We start from the raw sequence: 15,681 nt of genomic DNA, 5'->3' as shown, positions 1-15,681 counted from the left end.
CATTCATAGCTCATGTTTTTTTATAATAATTCCTGAAGCTCAAGCCATCTCATCTCCTGGTTTTCGAGTGTTTCAGAAACTGTTTCCAGTTCAGAAGATAGCTTAGCTATTTTTTCGTAATCTGTTTCATTGTTAAGCTGATCCAGGATTTTTGCACGCTGTTCTTCCAATTCAGGCATTTCTTTTTCAATCGTTTCCAGTTCTCTCTGTTCCTTAAAGGTAAGTTTCCTTTTAGAATGGGACGATGAAGCGTTTACGGTAGCTGCAGGGGTTTCTTTTACCGGTTCTGGCTTTGCCGTTGTATTTTTTTCTAAAGATTCTTCCCGGCTTTTGGCTTCCCTGTATTCTGAGAAATTTCCTACAAAATCTTTTATTTTTCCGTTTCCTTCAAAAGCCAGCACATGGTCTACAATCCTGTCCATAAAATAACGGTCGTGGGAAACGATGATCAGAGATCCCTGGAATTGTTGAAGGAAGTTTTCCAGGACCGTCAGGGTCGGAAGATCCAGGTCGTTCGTAGGCTCATCAAAAATCAGGAAGTTAGGATTCTGGTATAAAATATACATCAGGTGAAGCCTTCTTTTTTCACCTCCCGAAAGTTTGGAAATAGGAGAGTATTGCGTCTGGTCGTCAAATAAGAATAATCTCAGGAACTGTGATGCGGAAAGACTTCTTCCGTTAGCCAGAGGATAATGCTCTGCAATTTCTTTAATGAAATCAATCACACGCTCGTCTTCCTTATAAGTAAGTCCCTTTTGGGCAAAATACCCGAAAGAAATAGTTTCTCCCGTTTCTATTTCCCCTTTGTCTGCTTTTTCAAATCCCTGAATAATATTTAATAAAGTAGATTTTCCAGCCCCGTTTTTCCCGATGATTCCTACCTTCTCACCACGCTGAAACTGATAACTGAAGTCTTTTAAAAGAACCTTATCCCCGAAACTTTTATCAATATGTTTCAGTTCAAGAATTTTATTTCCCAGACGTTTCATTTCAAAATCCAGTTCCAGGCCTTCTTTCCGGGTATCGGTCTTGGCCACTTTTTCTGTTTCATAGAAGGCATCAATCCTGCTTTTGGATTTGGTTGTTCTTGCTTTAGGCTGTCTTCGCATCCACTCAAGCTCCTTTCTGTAAAGGTTGTTGGCCTTATCAATAGTGGCATTGAGATTTTCCTCACGAATCATTTTATTTTCAAGATAAGTGGCATATGAACCGTTATGAACATAAAGATTCCTGTCTTCCATTTCCCAGATGATATCGCAGACACTGTCCAGGAAATACCGGTCGTGAGTTACCAGCAGCAAGGTGATTTTTGCTTTGTTCAGATAGTTCTCAAGCCATTCTACCATGTCCACATCAAGGTGGTTGGTAGGTTCATCCATGATCAGAAGTGTATGTCTGTGTTCAGCTCTGGTTTCCGTTAATAATTTTGCCAGGGCCACACGTTTGATCTGCCCTCCAGAAAGAGTTCCCATTTTGGCATCCAGATCAGTGATCTTAAGCTGAGACAGAATCTGCTTCATTTCATTTTCCAGATCCCAGGCTTTGTGAACTTCCATATCTGCCAATGCCTTTTCAATGAAGTCCTGATCTGTAGAGTGAAGGGATTTGTGGTAGTTCTTCAGAGCCAGAATAGGTTCCGAGTCCAAAGTCATCATAAATTCCTCAATGCTGAGATTGGGATCATAATCGATCTCCTGGTCAAACAGAACCACCTGAATATCTTTATTGATGATCACAGTACCGCTGTCTGCAATTTCTTTACCCATTAATATTTTCAGAAGGGTAGATTTTCCGCTTCCGTTTTTGGCAACAATGGCAATTTTGTCTCCTTCATTAATGTGAAAAGAAATGTTTTCAAACAAAACTTTGATGCCGTAAGATTTGGTAAGATTTTCTGCAGAAACGTAATTCATTGGAAATTAATGCTTTGGTTTTGAATTAGAATTGAGCCGCAAAAATACGAAAATGTAACCATAAAATTTTCCTGAACACCTTTTTATAAAATGATTATTCACGTTTTTTTAATAAACTGTATCCACTGCCGGCGGAAACTATTCTGTACATTTGATAGGAATATCAGCGAAACAGCTGGTATTCATAGAAATAATTTAATAATAATGTAAAATCCGATTTGAGGTAATGAAAAAAGTAATTGTCGATATGGACGGGGTGATGGCAGATGTATACCATCAGCTGGTACAGTTTGAAAAAAGAGACACAGGAAGAGAGATCGAAATCAGAGAAATAGCCGGGAAGCCCGAAACAGAAGCTTTTCCCAATGGCAAAAGCCATGTCAATGAAGTAGGGTTTTTCAGGACTTTGCCTGTGATGGAAGGCAGCCGTGAGGCGATGGAGTACCTGAACAGCAAATATGAAGTGTATATTGTATCTGCAGGAATGGAGTTTCCGAACAGCTTAAGAGAAAAGTATGACTGGCTTGTAGAGCATTTTCCTTTCATCAGCTGGGAGCAGATTGTCCTTTGCGGAAGCAAAAAAGTAGTATCAGGCGATGTGATGATCGATGATTATCCTAAGAATCTGGATCATTTCTCAGGAGAAAGACTGATCTTTACACAGCCACACAACGAATTGATAGAAAATGATACTTATAAAAGAGTAAATTCCTGGAAAGAGATTATGGATATTCTGTAAAAATCAGGGAAGCATTTATTGTCAGAGTTTTTCAGCCCGCTAAACGCTGAGTTTTTACAATAAATTTAACTAAAAGAAGGAGAATTTTAATATGACTTTATGAATGTCGGCGGTTTTAAATAAATAAGTTTGCATCAAACTTTTAACATGAAAAAACGCAATACCTTATTCTTCCTTTGTGCAGCATCAGTCCTGGATGCCCAGGTAATTTCGGGAACCATTATCTCCAAAAATGAAAACCAACCTGTTCCTTATGTAAAAATTGGAGTAGCCAAGAAAACAACCGGAACGATTTCTGACGGAAAAGGCAACTTTTCAATTGATCTTACCAGTCTGGATCCCGGGCAAAAGGTAAAGATCGAAGTCCCGGGATATGATCTGTATGAAGAAACGGTGGAGAATTTTAAAAAGCATGATCAGCAGAAGATATTTTTAACGGAACGGCCTAAAAATATAAAGGAAATTGCCATCCGGCCTAAAAAGCTTGTAGATAAAAACTGGGGCGTAAACACGAAAACAAAAAGTGTTATGTATTTCGTTAATCCGGAATTTGACCGAAACAAATTTCTTGGGGAAACCGCTCTGGAGTTTAATGCCAGAAAAAGATCGAAGATTAAAAATATCAATCTGAATATTGCCAGTTTTGTTTCAAAGGAGCCGGTTCTGATGAGATATAGCATCTATAGTGAGAAAAACGGTTTTCCGGATAAAAATATTCTGGATGAGGAAATTACCGTAGAACTTACCGAGGATATGATCAAAGACGGAACCTATACCCTTGATGTTAATGATCGTAATATTTGGGTGCAGGGCAGGTTTTTTGTCGGAATACAGTTCCTAAAAGCTTTTGAGGGCAGGATTAAGATAAGCGCAGCTCTTTTCAGAACAGGTTTTTTAAGAGAGTTTTATGGAGACTGGCAAAAAATGTCTATTGCGGCTCCTGCCATTAATATCGATGTAAAGATGGATAAAAACGGAAAAGATACCGGGGAAGATGATAGGGGCTATACAGATGATAGCCAGGAATGGCTGCGGGATAACAGCAAAAATATAGAAGAGGCCAGCCAATCGATATACGGTAAAAATGAAACGGCAGGACATTATCTTGCCCTGAAAGATACTGATCTTTATTATGAAGTTTATGGTGAAGGCAAACCTCTGGTATTGCTGCATGGCAATTCCGGAAGCATCAGGGATTATTATCAGCAGATTCCTGCTTTAGCAAAGCAGTATAAAGTAATTGTGGTAGATACCAGAGGTCAGGGGAAAAGTAAAGACACTTCCAAAAGAGATTTTACCTATAAATTGTTTGCAGATGATGTAAAAGCATTGGCAGATCATTTAAAGCTCGACAAAATCAATATTGCCGGATGGAGTGATGGCGGTAATACCGGTCTTGAGTTTGCCCTGAAATATCCTGAAAAACTTAACAGGCTCGTCATCATTGGAGCTAATGCATTTCCTGAAGGCGTGCAAGATCAACTGATGGAACGCTTCACCACTCAGATGGCACAACTGAATCAGATGGGAGCAGCAGATACCATCAATGAACGCAGACTTTTAAAGATCATGCTGACAGAACCGAACATCAGCAAAAAGGATTTAAATAGAATAAAGAGCCCGGTATTGGTCATTGCCGGAGACAAAGATGTCATCAAACAGGATCATACGGAAATGATTGCCAGGCAAATTCCTGATGCAGAAAAGATCATTTATAAAGATACCACTCACATGGTTCCTTATGAAAGACCGGACGAATTAAATGCGGATATTCTGAAGTTTCTGGAAAAGAACTAGAGACAGGAAACAGGAAGATGGAGTCTGGAAGAATGAACAATGTAAACATTTACAAAGGGATTTCAATTCCATAGGGCATCATTATTATTTGTTAAATGTAACGCTTTTGTGAACGAAAAATATCCGGTGTAATTTTCTTTGCAATTGTAGGGTTAATAAACTTAAAAAAGACTTTAAGTCAATTTTAAACAGATCATAACTTTCACCTTCCAATATCTGTTTTGCTTCCTTCTAATCCAGTGTTAATCTCTTCAATGACCATGAATTTCCATTGTAAATATCAAGATCTACTTTAGTATTGATACCATGAACGATCCCGTTCTCTGTGAATTGCCAGAAATCCCACTGATCATCAGGAGATGGAGTAGGAACGTCATTATAATTGGCCAGCCAGAGCGGATAATCTTCAAATTCGCCTTTCAGGAAATCTTTATAATAATGATAGTAGGTATAGATAATAGGTTTTTTACCGTAAGATTCTTCCACAATCTTGCACCATGTTTTCAGATCCTCTACCAACTTTTTATTGGTCTTTCGTTTAGGGATTTTTTCAATATCTAAAATAGGGGGAAGGTCTCCGCTTTCCAGTTTTACATTCTCCAGAAAATTATTGGCCTGGATCACAGGATCTTCATCGGCTCTGTAAAAATGATAGGCCCCACGGATCATATCGTGCTTTTTAGCTTCTGCCCAGAAGTCATTGAAGTGCTTGTCTGCACTTCTGTTGCCCATGGTAGCACGCATTACCACAAATTCCAGCGGTATGGTTTTGTTTCCGATACTCAGACTGTCCCACTTGATATCTTCCCGGTTCTGATAATGGGAAATGTCGAATCCATAGGTCTTGTCCAGGTTGCTGCTTATGATCCTCTGAATCCTTGCGGCTTCCTTTTCGCTGTTGTGAAGTTTTTTATGCCTGAATTTATTAAAGTACAAAGCGTAATAATAGCTGACAGATTGTTTTAAATAAAATCCGGTACCTATTAAAGCAATTATCAGGATCGCCAGTATTACCCATCTCCGGAAAAAATACTTCTTCCGTCTGTTCTTATGGATCCGTTTGGCAGTTTTTTTGGTGTACTTTTTTGGTGTCATAAAGTTTTGCAAAACTAACTTTTTTCACTGCTAAATGCTAAATAAAATCAGTAAATTTGTGTATTATGGAAACACGCGAAAAAATCATCATTATTGGAGGAGGATTTGCGGGGCTGCAGCTTGCAAAAACATTAAATAATAAGAACAAAAAAGTAATTGTTCTGGACCGGATGAACCATCATATGTTTCAGCCGCTTTTTTATCAGGTTGCCTCAGGAAGGATAGAGCCTTCCAACATTTCTTTCCCCTTCAGAAAGATTTTTCAGCAGTCCAGAAACACACAGTTCCGGATGACAGACGTCAGGGAGATTGATCCGGTCAACAATAAGGTAATTACGGATGAAGCTGAATTTACCTATGACAAACTCATCATTGCAACAGGCTGTAAAACTAATTTTTTTGGTAATAAAGAACTTGAAGGCAAGGCCTTTGGGATGAAAAATACCCAGGAAGCGATCAGCATCAGGAATCACGTTCTGATGACCTTTGAAAAACTGATCATAGAAAAAAGCCGGAGCGATGACGGAAACTGGAATATCGTAATCGTAGGAAGCGGCCCTACCGGTGTAGAGCTCGCAGGAGCCTTCGCCGAAATGAAAAAAGACATCCTTCCCAGAGATTATCCGTATATGAACTTTGACCAGCTGAAGATTATTCTGGTAAGCTCTACTGAAAAGCCTCTTGCCGTCATGAGCCAGGAAGCACAGGACAAATCTGAGAAATATCTGAAAGATCTGGGAGTGACCTTTATGAGCGGAGAAGTAGTGACAGATTATGACGGCGATAAAGTACATCTGAGAAGCGGAAAGGAAATCCCATCCAATAATGTTATCTGGGCAGCAGGCGTTACAGGAAATGTGATAGACGGTTTCCCCGAAGAAAAATTAGTTCGGAACAGATACATCGTTGACAGATACAATAAAATAAAAGGCTACGATAATATATATGCCATTGGTGATATTGCCTATATGGAAACCCCTAAATATCCTCAGGGGCACCCTCAGGTTGCCAATGTAGCCATAAATCAGGCAAAGAACTTAGGTAAAAATCTTTTAAAGAAAAATCAGAACGAATGGAAAGAATATGAGTATGATGACAAAGGCTCATTAGCTACCATTGGAAAGCACAGAGCAGTTGTTGACCTGCCATTTATCAAGTTCCAGGGATTTCTGGCCTGGTATTTCTGGATGTTTCTGCATTTAATGCTAATTTTGAGCGTTCGAAATAAGCTGGCCATATTCTTCAACTGGATGTGGAGCTATATCAACAAAGATTCTTCTTTAAGATTAATTATTATACCTACTAAGAAAAACGGAACATTACAATGAGAATTGATATCATAAGCGTACTTCCTGAACTGATGGAAAGTCCGTTTAAAACCTCTATTTTGAAGAGAGCGATGGATAAAGGACTGGCAGAAGTACATTTTCATCATTTAAGAGACTGGGCTGTCAATAAGCACAGACAGATCGATGATGAACCTTACGGAGGCGGAGCAGGAATGGTCATGATGGTAGAGCCATTGGATAAATGCATTTCAGAGCTGAAATCTCAAAGAAATTATGATGAGGTGATTTACCTGACCCCGGATGGCGTTACCTTGAACCAGAAAATAGCCAATTCTCTTTCTATAAAAAACAACTTGATCTTCCTTTGCGGACATTATAAAGGTATAGACCAGAGGGTGAGAGATCTTCATATTACAAAAGAGATTTCTATCGGAGATTATGTTCTTACAGGTGGGGAGCTTGCTGCGTGTGTGCTGGCCGATTCTATCATCAGACTGCTTCCGGGTGTTCTGAATGATGAACAGAGCGCTTTAACGGACAGCTTCCAGGATGATCTTCTTTCGCCACCTATTTATACAAGACCCGAAAGTTATAAAGGACTTGAAGTGCCTAAAATCTTACTGAGCGGAAACTTCGGTAAGATTGAAGAGTGGCGTCATGAGGAAGCCGTAAGGATTACCAAAGAAAAACGCCCCGATTTACTGTAAAAAATACATATCCCTATTTGAACAATTTCTTTTTAATAAATTACGTTTGTTGTAATTATAAATGGAATAATATTTGTTATAAATGTAGGTGAATAGAAAAATATTAATATTTTCAATTTTAAATTATAATTTTATTTTTATTATTTCACTTTTTGCATAGATTTGTATTTTGAATTATATGTTAAATTGTGGGAATAATTGAAAAATTAATTCGCTATAACTGGTTTTATTAAGATTTTTTGTTATATTTGAAATATTTCTTATTGGAAATTGATTTGACTGCATCGTGCTAAGAATCAATAAAATTTGAAAAAAAATAATAAATTTACATTGAGAAAAAAGAACATAATAAATTAAAAGTATAGAAATTAATGTTGACGGAACTGTTCTCTTTTTATAATGTTGAAAATTTATTTCTCCCTGATCCGAAACCTGTACACAAATTAGATCCTACCCGTTCAGGTTTAAGAAATTGGGATGAAAAGAGATATAAAAATAAAATTTTTAAGATCTCACACGTATATCAACTGATGAAGGAGGAAAATGGCGTCTTACCGTTTATCATTGGGTTATCTGAAGTTTCCGGAAGGAAGGTTCTTGAAGATCTGGTGGAAATGGAGCCCTTTAATTCGGAATACGGAATTGTACATTACAATTCTATGGATGAACGGAAGGTAGACGTAGCCATGTTATATGATAAAAATAAAGTAGAGGTCATAGATTCTGAAACCATTACTTTCTTTTTTGAAATAGGAAATAAAAACACTGGAAATTACGACACCACGCGAGACGTACTTTTTTCAAAAATTAAATATAAAGATGAGATTATTAATGTCTTCATCGCCCATCTTCCCTCTAAGCGCGAAAAAGATATCAATAAACCCAAAAGAGCCTTTATACTGAACGAAATCCGGCAACGGATCTTGAAAATTGTAGATGAAGATAAGGAGCATGTTATATTGTGTGGTGACTTTAACGAAAACCCGGATGATGAAAATTTAGTACAAATTCTCTATGGCAACGATCATGAGAAGGTTTTGATAAACCCTTTTCAACAGTTGTTTTCTGCAAGAAATTATTCTACTTTTCATTATAAATCTGGATTGCTGTATGATCAGATCATTATGTCAAGATCACTTCTTGATAATAAGACCCTGACTTTTCAGGAGGCACATATATTCAATTCTGAAAAAATCAGCAGCAGAACCAGAAATTTTGAAGGACGACCTTTCCGAACGTATGCCGGCACACGGTATCTGGGCGGATATAGTGATCACTTTCCGGTTTTTGTAACATTTAAAAGCTTACAGTAAAAAAACATAAATAATAAAAAAGTAGAAAATGAAAAATTCGAGCAACACAAGCTATCATTTAGATTCCATCGACAAAGAGATTATTTACATGTTGATGGATAATGCTAAAACTTCTTTAGCCCACATTTCTAAAAATGTAGGGATTTCCACCACTGCGGTACATCAGAGAATTAAAAAACTGGAACACGCAGGCGTTATTGAAAACTCCATTTCTTTCCTTAATCCTAAAAAAATAGGGTATAAGGTAATTTCTTACATCGGTGTATTTCTTGATCAGCCAAGTCATTACCCGGATGTGGTAAAATCTTTGCATGACATCAATGAAGTAGTGGAAGCCCATTACACAACAGGAAATTATACCATATTCCTGAAAGTTCTTTGTAAAGATAATGACCATCTGATGCAGATCCTTAGCAAACTTCAGAAACTGAAAGGAGTAACCAGAACAGAAACCTTTATCTCTTTAGAACAAGGTATTTACAGACAATTGAAAGTATAACGATATGAACATAGCCCAATATTTGGATTCAACTTACCTGAAAACACCGGAACAGTCAGGTATTTCCAACGAAGAAACACTTCAGAAAGATAAAGAACTTGCTCAGGAAGCGATCGATAATGGTATTTTTGCCGTAATGATCCGCCCGGATTATGTAGGAGAGATCAAGAAATATATTCAGGAAAGAAATTCAAATGTTGCAGTAGGAACTGTAATAGGCTTTCACGAAGGAACGTATTCTGTTGAAGAAAAGCTTGCAGAAGCTTCGAAAGCAATTGAAGACGGTGCTGATGAACTGGATTTTGTGATCAATTACAAAGCCTATATTCAGGGAGATCTTGAACTGGTAAAAGATGAATTTGTAAAATGTACCGGTCTGGCACTGGAGCATCGCAAAATTGCCAAATGGATCATTGAGATCGCAGCTTTAACAGATGCGCAGATTGCAGATCTTACCCAAAAGATTTCTCAATGGGCAGAAGAACATTTTTCTGAGAATGAGCTGCCTCATATTTTTGTGAAATCTTCAACAGGATTTTATGAAACTACAGGTGGAAAGCCAAACGGAGCAACATTCGAAGGCATAAAAATCATGCTGGACAATGCAGGAAAACTTCCTGTAAAAGCAGCCGGAGGAGTAAGAACGCCTGCAGATGCTGAAAAAATGATCAGCATGGGAGTGAAAAGAATCGGAACCTCTTCCGCCTTGGCCCTGATCAAAGATGAATCTTCATCAGAAGGATATTAATTCAATATGATACCATAAAAAAACCATCAATTCAATTGATGGTTTTTTGTTTTTATACCTGTTCCTGATACTCTTCGTAAAACTGTTGGGTTTCTTTGATCAGGCTGTCCATTTCTTCCAGTGTAAATACTTCAAGGAACCTTTTTCTGAATTCTTTGAAGTGTGGAACTCCTCTGAAATAGTTGCTGTAATGCTGTCTCATTTCAACCAATCCCAGTCTTTCACCTTTCCACTCTGCGCTCCATTCCGCATGTTGGCGTACTGCCAGTAAACGGTCTGAAATCGTTGGTGCAGGTAAATGTTCACCTGTTTTAAAGAAATGTTTGATTTCATTAAATATCCATGGGTAACCAATAGCTGCACGGCCAATCATAATTCCGTCGCATGCATATTTTTGTTTGTAGGCCAGTGCTTTTTCAGGAGAATCAATATCTCCGTTACCAAAAATTGGAATCTCGATATTGGGATTTTGCTTGATTCTTGAAATATGTTCCCAGTCTGCTTCCCCTTTGTACATCTGTGCACGGGTTCTGGCATGTATGGTTAATGCTTTGATTCCTGTTTCCTGTAAACGTTCTGCAACTTCATCAATATTAATGCAGCTGCTGTCCCACCCTAAACGGGTTTTCACCGTTACAGGCAGATGAGTAGAACTTACAACAGCTTTTGTAAGACGCACCATAAGGTCAATATCTTTCAAAACTCCGGCTCCGGCTCCTTTGCATACTACTTTTTTTACAGGACATCCGAAGTTGATATCCACAAGATCAGGATTTACGGTTTCCACAATTCTTGCAGACATGGCCATAGCTTCTTCATCACCTCCAAATATCTGTATACCCACCGGTCTTTCATAATCGAAAATATCCAGCTTTTTACGGCTTTTGATCGCATCACGAATTAAGCCTTCGGAAGAAATAAATTCCGAATACATCAGGTCTGCACCGTGCATTTTACACAAACGTCTGAACGGAGGATCACTTACATCTTCCATCGGAGCCAGCAAAAGCGGAAATTCCGGCAGTTCTATATTGCCTATTTTTATCATGGTGCAAATTTACAAAATTCTAAATATCCCGGAATATGATATTATCTATGGATGTGATGGGTGAATTTTGGCTTTAGGGTTTAAGAGTGGAAGAGTGGAGATTAAGGGGATTTGAGAGAGGTTGAAAGTAATTAAATAGAGCAGAGCCTTTCAGTAAATATTCTGCTTTAAACCTAAAACTTTGAATTTAGAAACTTGCTTTTACCTGCATACTTCCGATATGAATCGTCCTGTCTCCTGAATTTCTTCCTTCATAATTTAAATTCAACTGGATGAAAGAGTTGATCGCCTGCTGAATAAATACACTCCAAACCTGGTTTTTTCCGGGCTTCAGGCCATCCAGCATCTGGTTTCCTACGATACTGAAATTGTTTCCGGTAAAGTTATTGCTGATGAAAGAGAAATTACCACGGATCGATGTTTTTCTGCGCTCCCATTGAATGGTTCCGGTAATATCAAAGGCTTTCAGCAGTTCTTCACCGTCCATTCTCTTCTTTTGGCGGAAAGCAGAAGAAAGTTCAGTCTGAATTGCATCAGTGAATTTATAGGTTGCCTTAGGTTTGGTCTCGAAATTATTTAAGCGGTAATCCCTGGTAGCAAAAAGCTGGGACGAGTTTTTGATGTCGTGTACGGAATTTTCCCAGTCGACCCTGAATTCCTTGTTGAACCAATATCCTACGTTGACAAAATGAGAAGTCTGCTCACGTTCTTCATTACTGAAATTCGCATTGATAAGATTGTCATTGGTGATCAAACGGTAATTTCCGTTCCAACCTGATTTATCAGTGGGATTGAATTGTACGGAGGCCAGAATATTCTGATTTTTAAGGATCTGATCGCTGTTTTTTTCAAACGGGTTCAGCACCAGAACTTTGTCTTTTTTGTAGAAAGAGTTTTGGGAATTCAATGAAATATTGAAATTCCATCGCTTTAAAAATGCATTCTCCGAATTGAAAACAATGGCCGGATTAACAAATAATGCAAGCTGCAGTTTGTTTTTATTGGAAGGAATATATCTTACGGAATTCGTATAAACCCTTATGTATTGGGCAAGGTCGGAATATTCGGCAATTTCAAACTCATCAAGCTGCTGAATGCCATCACCGTTATAATCCGTCCATTTATAAATCCCCTGTCCGTCTGTCACTTTTATGTATTGAAATTCCCTTTGGGCCTCCTGTCCGTTTCCAAGCTCATAAAATGCCTGAAGACGCATCCCGTTCCGGAAAAGCTGCTGATTGTAAAGAATGTTTCCGACAACGAAATCGTTGTTTCTCGTTACATCACTTTCTGCCCCTGAATAGAAGAATTTTCTGTAATGGATCAAAGCATTTAAAGTTGTTTTTTCCGTTTTGATAATCTGGCTTTCTGCCATGAAACCAAGAATATTGTTCATATTCTGCAGCCTGTTGTCACGCACGGAATCGTTGTCACGCATATATACTTTCGCTAAAAGTTTTGTCCGCGTACTGTCACCTATTTTCTTCTGTACAAAAATTTCTTTCCAGCTGAAACTTGTAACATCCATCAGTTGGGTGTCATTGTATTTCTTCTCATTATGTTCCATGCTGCCTCCGATGGCCCAGCTTCCCTTTTTACCTGTGAATTCTGTAGAAACCCCTCCGCGGATGAATTTGGTATCCTGAAGGGTAGCATTGGTACTCAGGTATGATAAATTTCCTTTGGTAAAGAATTTCCCGGTGATCCATCCGAAATCCAGGTCATTCTTAATTCCTTTATAGGAGTTTTGCTCATCCAGATAGTTGATGCGGTAGTTTAAAGTGGATTTATTGTTCCATTTATTCAAAAAGCTGAAAATAAACCTGTTTTGGGTCTTCTTATTAAATTCCTGGGTTAAGTTGAAGTCTCTTGAGAATTCTACATCGTTGATACGGTCCAGGATATGGAACTGTTTGTCGATATATTGATATTCAAAGCTCGGAGTTCCCTTCCATGAATTTTTGGTGAAACTCTTGTTTCCAAATATCCTCCATGCATATCCGATATTCTGATCAGAATCCTTGGATGAAAATAAATTGACATCGTAATTGCTAAGGGAAATATCAGCTCCTATTTTTCCTTCATTCAGTAAATATTCCGAGTTAAGGGAATATACCTGTGATTTCTGAGGTGAAGGAAGTTTTCTTACGGCCCTGTAATCTCCTCCGTTGGGTCCTGCATATTCAAAAACACGCCCGTTATTGGTCGTCTGAGCAATTTTATAATCCCCTTGATTAGCTCCGAAATAGGTAAAGGAAACCTGATAAAGGGTTAAGCTGGGATCTGTGGAAAACTCATAGAAATTTCCGGCCGGATTCAGACGGTATAAAATTTTGTTGACATCGTATTCCGTAACAACTCCTGACGGGGCATACATCAGGTTAGGATCATTTCCGGCTTCCGCTAATATTTGCTCATCCTCTTTGGAAAGGCTTAAGGAAAGCGGTGCGTTTTTATTGTCATTCTCCATAAACCAGTTCAGACCCACCTTGAATTTCTCTCTCTGATGCTCCAGTTTTCCTGTAAATAAATACCTGGAATAATTCCTATTGGCGTAATTATAGGAAATGGTAATGAAATTCTGCTGGAAAATAGGACGAAAACTGGTAAAGGTAACCTCTCCTGTGTTATAATTGATGATATAATCCTGGTTTTCTCCACGTTTCATCAAGATCCCATCAATAAAAACCTGTTCAGATCCTGAAATCAGGGTAATAAACTGTTCTCCGTTTTTACCGGTCAGACGGTAAGGCCCCTGGTTTCCTTCAACCCCCTGAAAACGGATCCTGTGAAATTCACTTCGGGCGACCCCTGCTGAAATGTCTACAAACGTTTTGTTGTCTTTACCGAATTCTGTCTGGAACTGAAGCCCCATACTTCTCCGCTGGTATTTGGCAAAATAATTTTTAGCTTCTACGAGATCAAGGTGTCCCGCTCTGAGAATAGACTTTTCTTTAATGTTAAGCTGCATGTAGATCTTGTCAAACTCTTCTAAAGTCTGGGTATATCCATCAGCCTGAATGGGCAGGTTATGATCTGAAATACTAGCTAAAATTGTCACATCCTTAGAAAGTCTCCCGGAGATCTGAAGATCCATGGAACTCTGTACAGACTGCCCCTGGTTATTACCAAAAGTGATTCCCCGGATAATAGATCCTTTGGAATTAAGCTCTCCTAAAAATCTCTTTTTATCATTTTTTGCCAGGACGGCTTCATCAATGACGATTTTATTATTGGTCCGTATAAAGTCCAGAGTATCTTTGGCAAAAAGGTCCCGCTCGAGCTTTGCAGCGAGGATGCTGTCTCTTTTTACACTGTCTTCAGGAACGTTAGGGTTTTTCCATGAAAATACCTGAGCATTTCCTGAAAATATGCCTAAGAAAAGTAATACGATTAGGATAATAAAATTCCGCAAGTCCTGAAAAATAATGCGTAAAAATAATTAAAAAATGTTAACATCAATAGGTCAACTATTATTAACAGAAATTTAACCCAAATATTGTGAGGTCCAAAAAATTAAATGTAATTTAGCCTCTGAAATTATTAATAACAAAAATTTTTAGATCATGAAAAAACTTTATTCGTTGGCATTGGTTGGCCTTTCAAGTCTAGCTTTTGCTCAAATCAGTCTTACATCTCTTAACACCGCTTACACTCAAAATTTTGATGGATTGGCCAATACAGGAACAGGGTCACTAACTCTAACAGGAAGTCTGGATGGATGGAACGTTGTTGAAACAGGTTCTAATGCCAATGCTACCTATGCCGCAGATAATGGAAGTTCAAACGGTGGAAATACTTATAGCTATGGTGCTACAGGGAGTACAGATAGAGCATTGGGTTCTATTGCCAGTGGAAATTTATTGTCAAGATGGGGTGCTCAATTTAAAAATGATACAGGAGCTGCCATTACAGATCTTTTAGTAGCTTATACTGGAGAAGAGTGGAGAATGGGACAGGCTAATAGAGGGACAGATGATCAGATTACATTTGAATACAGTACCGATGCTACTTCATTAACTACAGGAACCTGGACTGCTGTTTCGGCCTTAACATATAACTCCACTGATGTTACAGGAGTGGTAGGACTTAGAGATGGAAATAATGCTAATTACAGAACAGCTCTTAGTACTACAATTTCAGGCTTGAATATTCCTGCAAACCAAACTTTCTGGATCAGATTTGTAGATGTAAACATTACTGGTACTGATGACGGTCTTGCTATTGATGATTTTTCTTTAACTCCTCAGGCATCCGGAACTTTAGCAACGATTGAAAATAAAACTTCTAAAAAGAGTTTTGTAAAGAATACTTCAGTAGATAACGAAATTTATTTCGGATCTAAGTCTGATGTTAAAATTTTCAATGTAAACGGACAGTTACTTAAAACAGCTTCTGTATCTGAAAACGGAGCATTAAATGTTGCTGAACTTCAAAAAGGAATTTATATCGTAACCGGAACTGTAAACGGTAAAAACGTTTCTGAAAAAGTAATTAAAAAATAGATAATTAACTAATTGTTAAATATATAAC

At 38.1% G+C, this 15,681-nt stretch carries 12 protein-coding genes; 8 read left to right on the top strand and 4 right to left on the bottom strand.

What is annotated here, in order from left to right:
• Positions 1-20: 20 nt before the first annotated feature.
• A complete protein-coding gene (locus BBI00_RS13235) occupies positions 21-1,913 on the bottom strand; it encodes an ABC-F family ATP-binding cassette domain-containing protein (RefSeq protein ID WP_065399207.1) in 1,893 nt (630 codons plus the stop codon).
• A gap of 226 nt (positions 1,914-2,139) precedes the next feature.
• On the opposite strand from BBI00_RS13235, the gene BBI00_RS13230 reads away from it, so the two are divergent.
• Positions 2,140-2,652, top strand: coding sequence for a 5' nucleotidase, NT5C type (locus BBI00_RS13230; RefSeq protein ID WP_065399206.1), 513 nt, complete (start codon positions 2,140-2,142; stop codon positions 2,650-2,652).
• Positions 2,653-2,799: 147 nt separating this feature from the next.
• Positions 2,800-4,449, top strand: a complete 1,650-nt coding sequence (locus tag BBI00_RS13225; protein WP_065399205.1) for an alpha/beta fold hydrolase — start codon at positions 2,800-2,802, stop codon at positions 4,447-4,449.
• Positions 4,450-4,680: 231 nt separating this feature from the next.
• On the opposite strand, the gene BBI00_RS13220 is transcribed toward BBI00_RS13225, so the two are convergent.
• Complete coding sequence (locus BBI00_RS13220; RefSeq protein WP_185116319.1) at positions 4,681-5,544, bottom strand: glycoside hydrolase family 25 protein; 864 nt, start codon at positions 5,542-5,544, stop codon at positions 4,681-4,683.
• 65 nt (positions 5,545-5,609) lie between these two features.
• Between BBI00_RS13220 and BBI00_RS13215 the strand changes: the two genes are divergently transcribed.
• The 5 genes from BBI00_RS13215 to deoC all read left to right on the top strand — a co-directional run bounded on the left by BBI00_RS13215 (position 5,610) and on the right by deoC (position 10,100).
• Positions 5,610-6,872, top strand: coding sequence for an NAD(P)/FAD-dependent oxidoreductase (locus tag BBI00_RS13215; protein ID WP_065399204.1), 1,263 nt, complete (start codon positions 5,610-5,612; stop codon positions 6,870-6,872).
• Entirely contained in the window at positions 6,869-7,540 is a 672-nt protein-coding gene (gene trmD, locus BBI00_RS13210; RefSeq protein WP_065399203.1) for a tRNA (guanosine(37)-N1)-methyltransferase TrmD, read from the top strand. Before BBI00_RS13215 ends, trmD begins: the two co-directional genes overlap by 4 nt.
• Before the next feature lie 371 nt (positions 7,541-7,911).
• Positions 7,912-8,853 carry an endonuclease/exonuclease/phosphatase family protein gene (locus tag BBI00_RS13205; RefSeq protein WP_065399202.1) on the top strand — a complete coding sequence of 314 codons (942 nt, stop codon included), beginning with the start codon at positions 7,912-7,914 and terminating at the stop codon, positions 8,851-8,853.
• 28 nt (positions 8,854-8,881) lie between these two features.
• Positions 8,882-9,352, top strand: coding sequence for an Lrp/AsnC ligand binding domain-containing protein (locus BBI00_RS13200; RefSeq protein WP_047490188.1), 471 nt, complete (start codon positions 8,882-8,884; stop codon positions 9,350-9,352).
• A 4-nt stretch (positions 9,353-9,356) separates the two neighbouring features.
• Complete coding sequence (gene deoC, locus BBI00_RS13195; RefSeq protein WP_065399201.1) at positions 9,357-10,100, top strand: deoxyribose-phosphate aldolase; 744 nt, start codon at positions 9,357-9,359, stop codon at positions 10,098-10,100.
• A 52-nt stretch (positions 10,101-10,152) separates the two neighbouring features.
• Here deoC and dusB read toward each other — a convergent pair whose 3' ends face one another.
• Both dusB and BBI00_RS13185 read right to left on the bottom strand, forming a co-directional pair.
• A complete protein-coding gene (gene dusB / locus BBI00_RS13190) occupies positions 10,153-11,148 on the bottom strand; it encodes a tRNA dihydrouridine synthase DusB (RefSeq protein ID WP_065399200.1) in 996 nt (331 codons plus the stop codon).
• Positions 11,149-11,335: 187 nt separating this feature from the next.
• The gene (locus BBI00_RS13185; RefSeq protein WP_083988501.1) at positions 11,336-14,563 is read right to left on the bottom strand and encodes a hypothetical protein; all 3,228 of its coding nucleotides are present in this window, start codon (positions 14,561-14,563) and stop codon (positions 11,336-11,338) included.
• 151 nt (positions 14,564-14,714) lie between these two features.
• Here BBI00_RS13185 and BBI00_RS13180 point away from each other — a divergent pair, with 151 nt between their 5' ends.
• Positions 14,715-15,653 carry a T9SS type A sorting domain-containing protein gene (locus BBI00_RS13180; RefSeq protein ID WP_065399199.1) on the top strand — a complete coding sequence of 313 codons (939 nt, stop codon included), beginning with the start codon at positions 14,715-14,717 and terminating at the stop codon, positions 15,651-15,653.
• Positions 15,654-15,681: the final 28 nt, after the last annotated feature.

The organism is Chryseobacterium arthrosphaerae (genome assembly GCF_001684965.1).
GTDB classification, from domain to species: Bacteria; Bacteroidota; Bacteroidia; order Flavobacteriales; family Weeksellaceae; genus Chryseobacterium; species Chryseobacterium arthrosphaerae.
The sequence above is the reverse complement of the archived record's forward strand: the minus strand, read 5'-3'. Positions and strand labels throughout refer to the sequence as shown.

Bases quoted from the DNA above. Each gene is read 5' to 3' on its own strand.
- BBI00_RS13225 (WP_065399205.1), top strand. From the start codon at position 2,800: ATGAAAAAACGCAATACCTTATTCTTCCTTTGTGCAGCATCAGTCCTG.
- BBI00_RS13215 (WP_065399204.1), top strand. From the start codon at position 5,610: ATGGAAACACGCGAAAAAATCATCATTATTGGAGGAGGATTTGCGGGG.
- trmD (WP_065399203.1), top strand. From the start codon at position 6,869: ATGAGAATTGATATCATAAGCGTACTTCCTGAACTGATGGAAAGTCCG.
- BBI00_RS13200 (WP_047490188.1), top strand. From the start codon at position 8,882: ATGAAAAATTCGAGCAACACAAGCTATCATTTAGATTCCATCGACAAA.
- BBI00_RS13220 (WP_185116319.1), bottom strand. From the start codon at position 5,544: ATGACACCAAAAAAGTACACCAAAAAAACTGCCAAACGGATCCATAAG.
- BBI00_RS13230 (WP_065399206.1), top strand. From the start codon at position 2,140: ATGAAAAAAGTAATTGTCGATATGGACGGGGTGATGGCAGATGTATAC.
- deoC (WP_065399201.1), top strand. From the start codon at position 9,357: ATGAACATAGCCCAATATTTGGATTCAACTTACCTGAAAACACCGGAA.
- dusB (WP_065399200.1), bottom strand. From the start codon at position 11,148: ATGATAAAAATAGGCAATATAGAACTGCCGGAATTTCCGCTTTTGCTG.
- BBI00_RS13235 (WP_065399207.1), bottom strand. From the start codon at position 1,913: ATGAATTACGTTTCTGCAGAAAATCTTACCAAATCTTACGGCATCAAA.
- BBI00_RS13180 (WP_065399199.1), top strand. From the start codon at position 14,715: ATGAAAAAACTTTATTCGTTGGCATTGGTTGGCCTTTCAAGTCTAGCT.
- BBI00_RS13205 (WP_065399202.1), top strand. From the start codon at position 7,912: ATGTTGACGGAACTGTTCTCTTTTTATAATGTTGAAAATTTATTTCTC.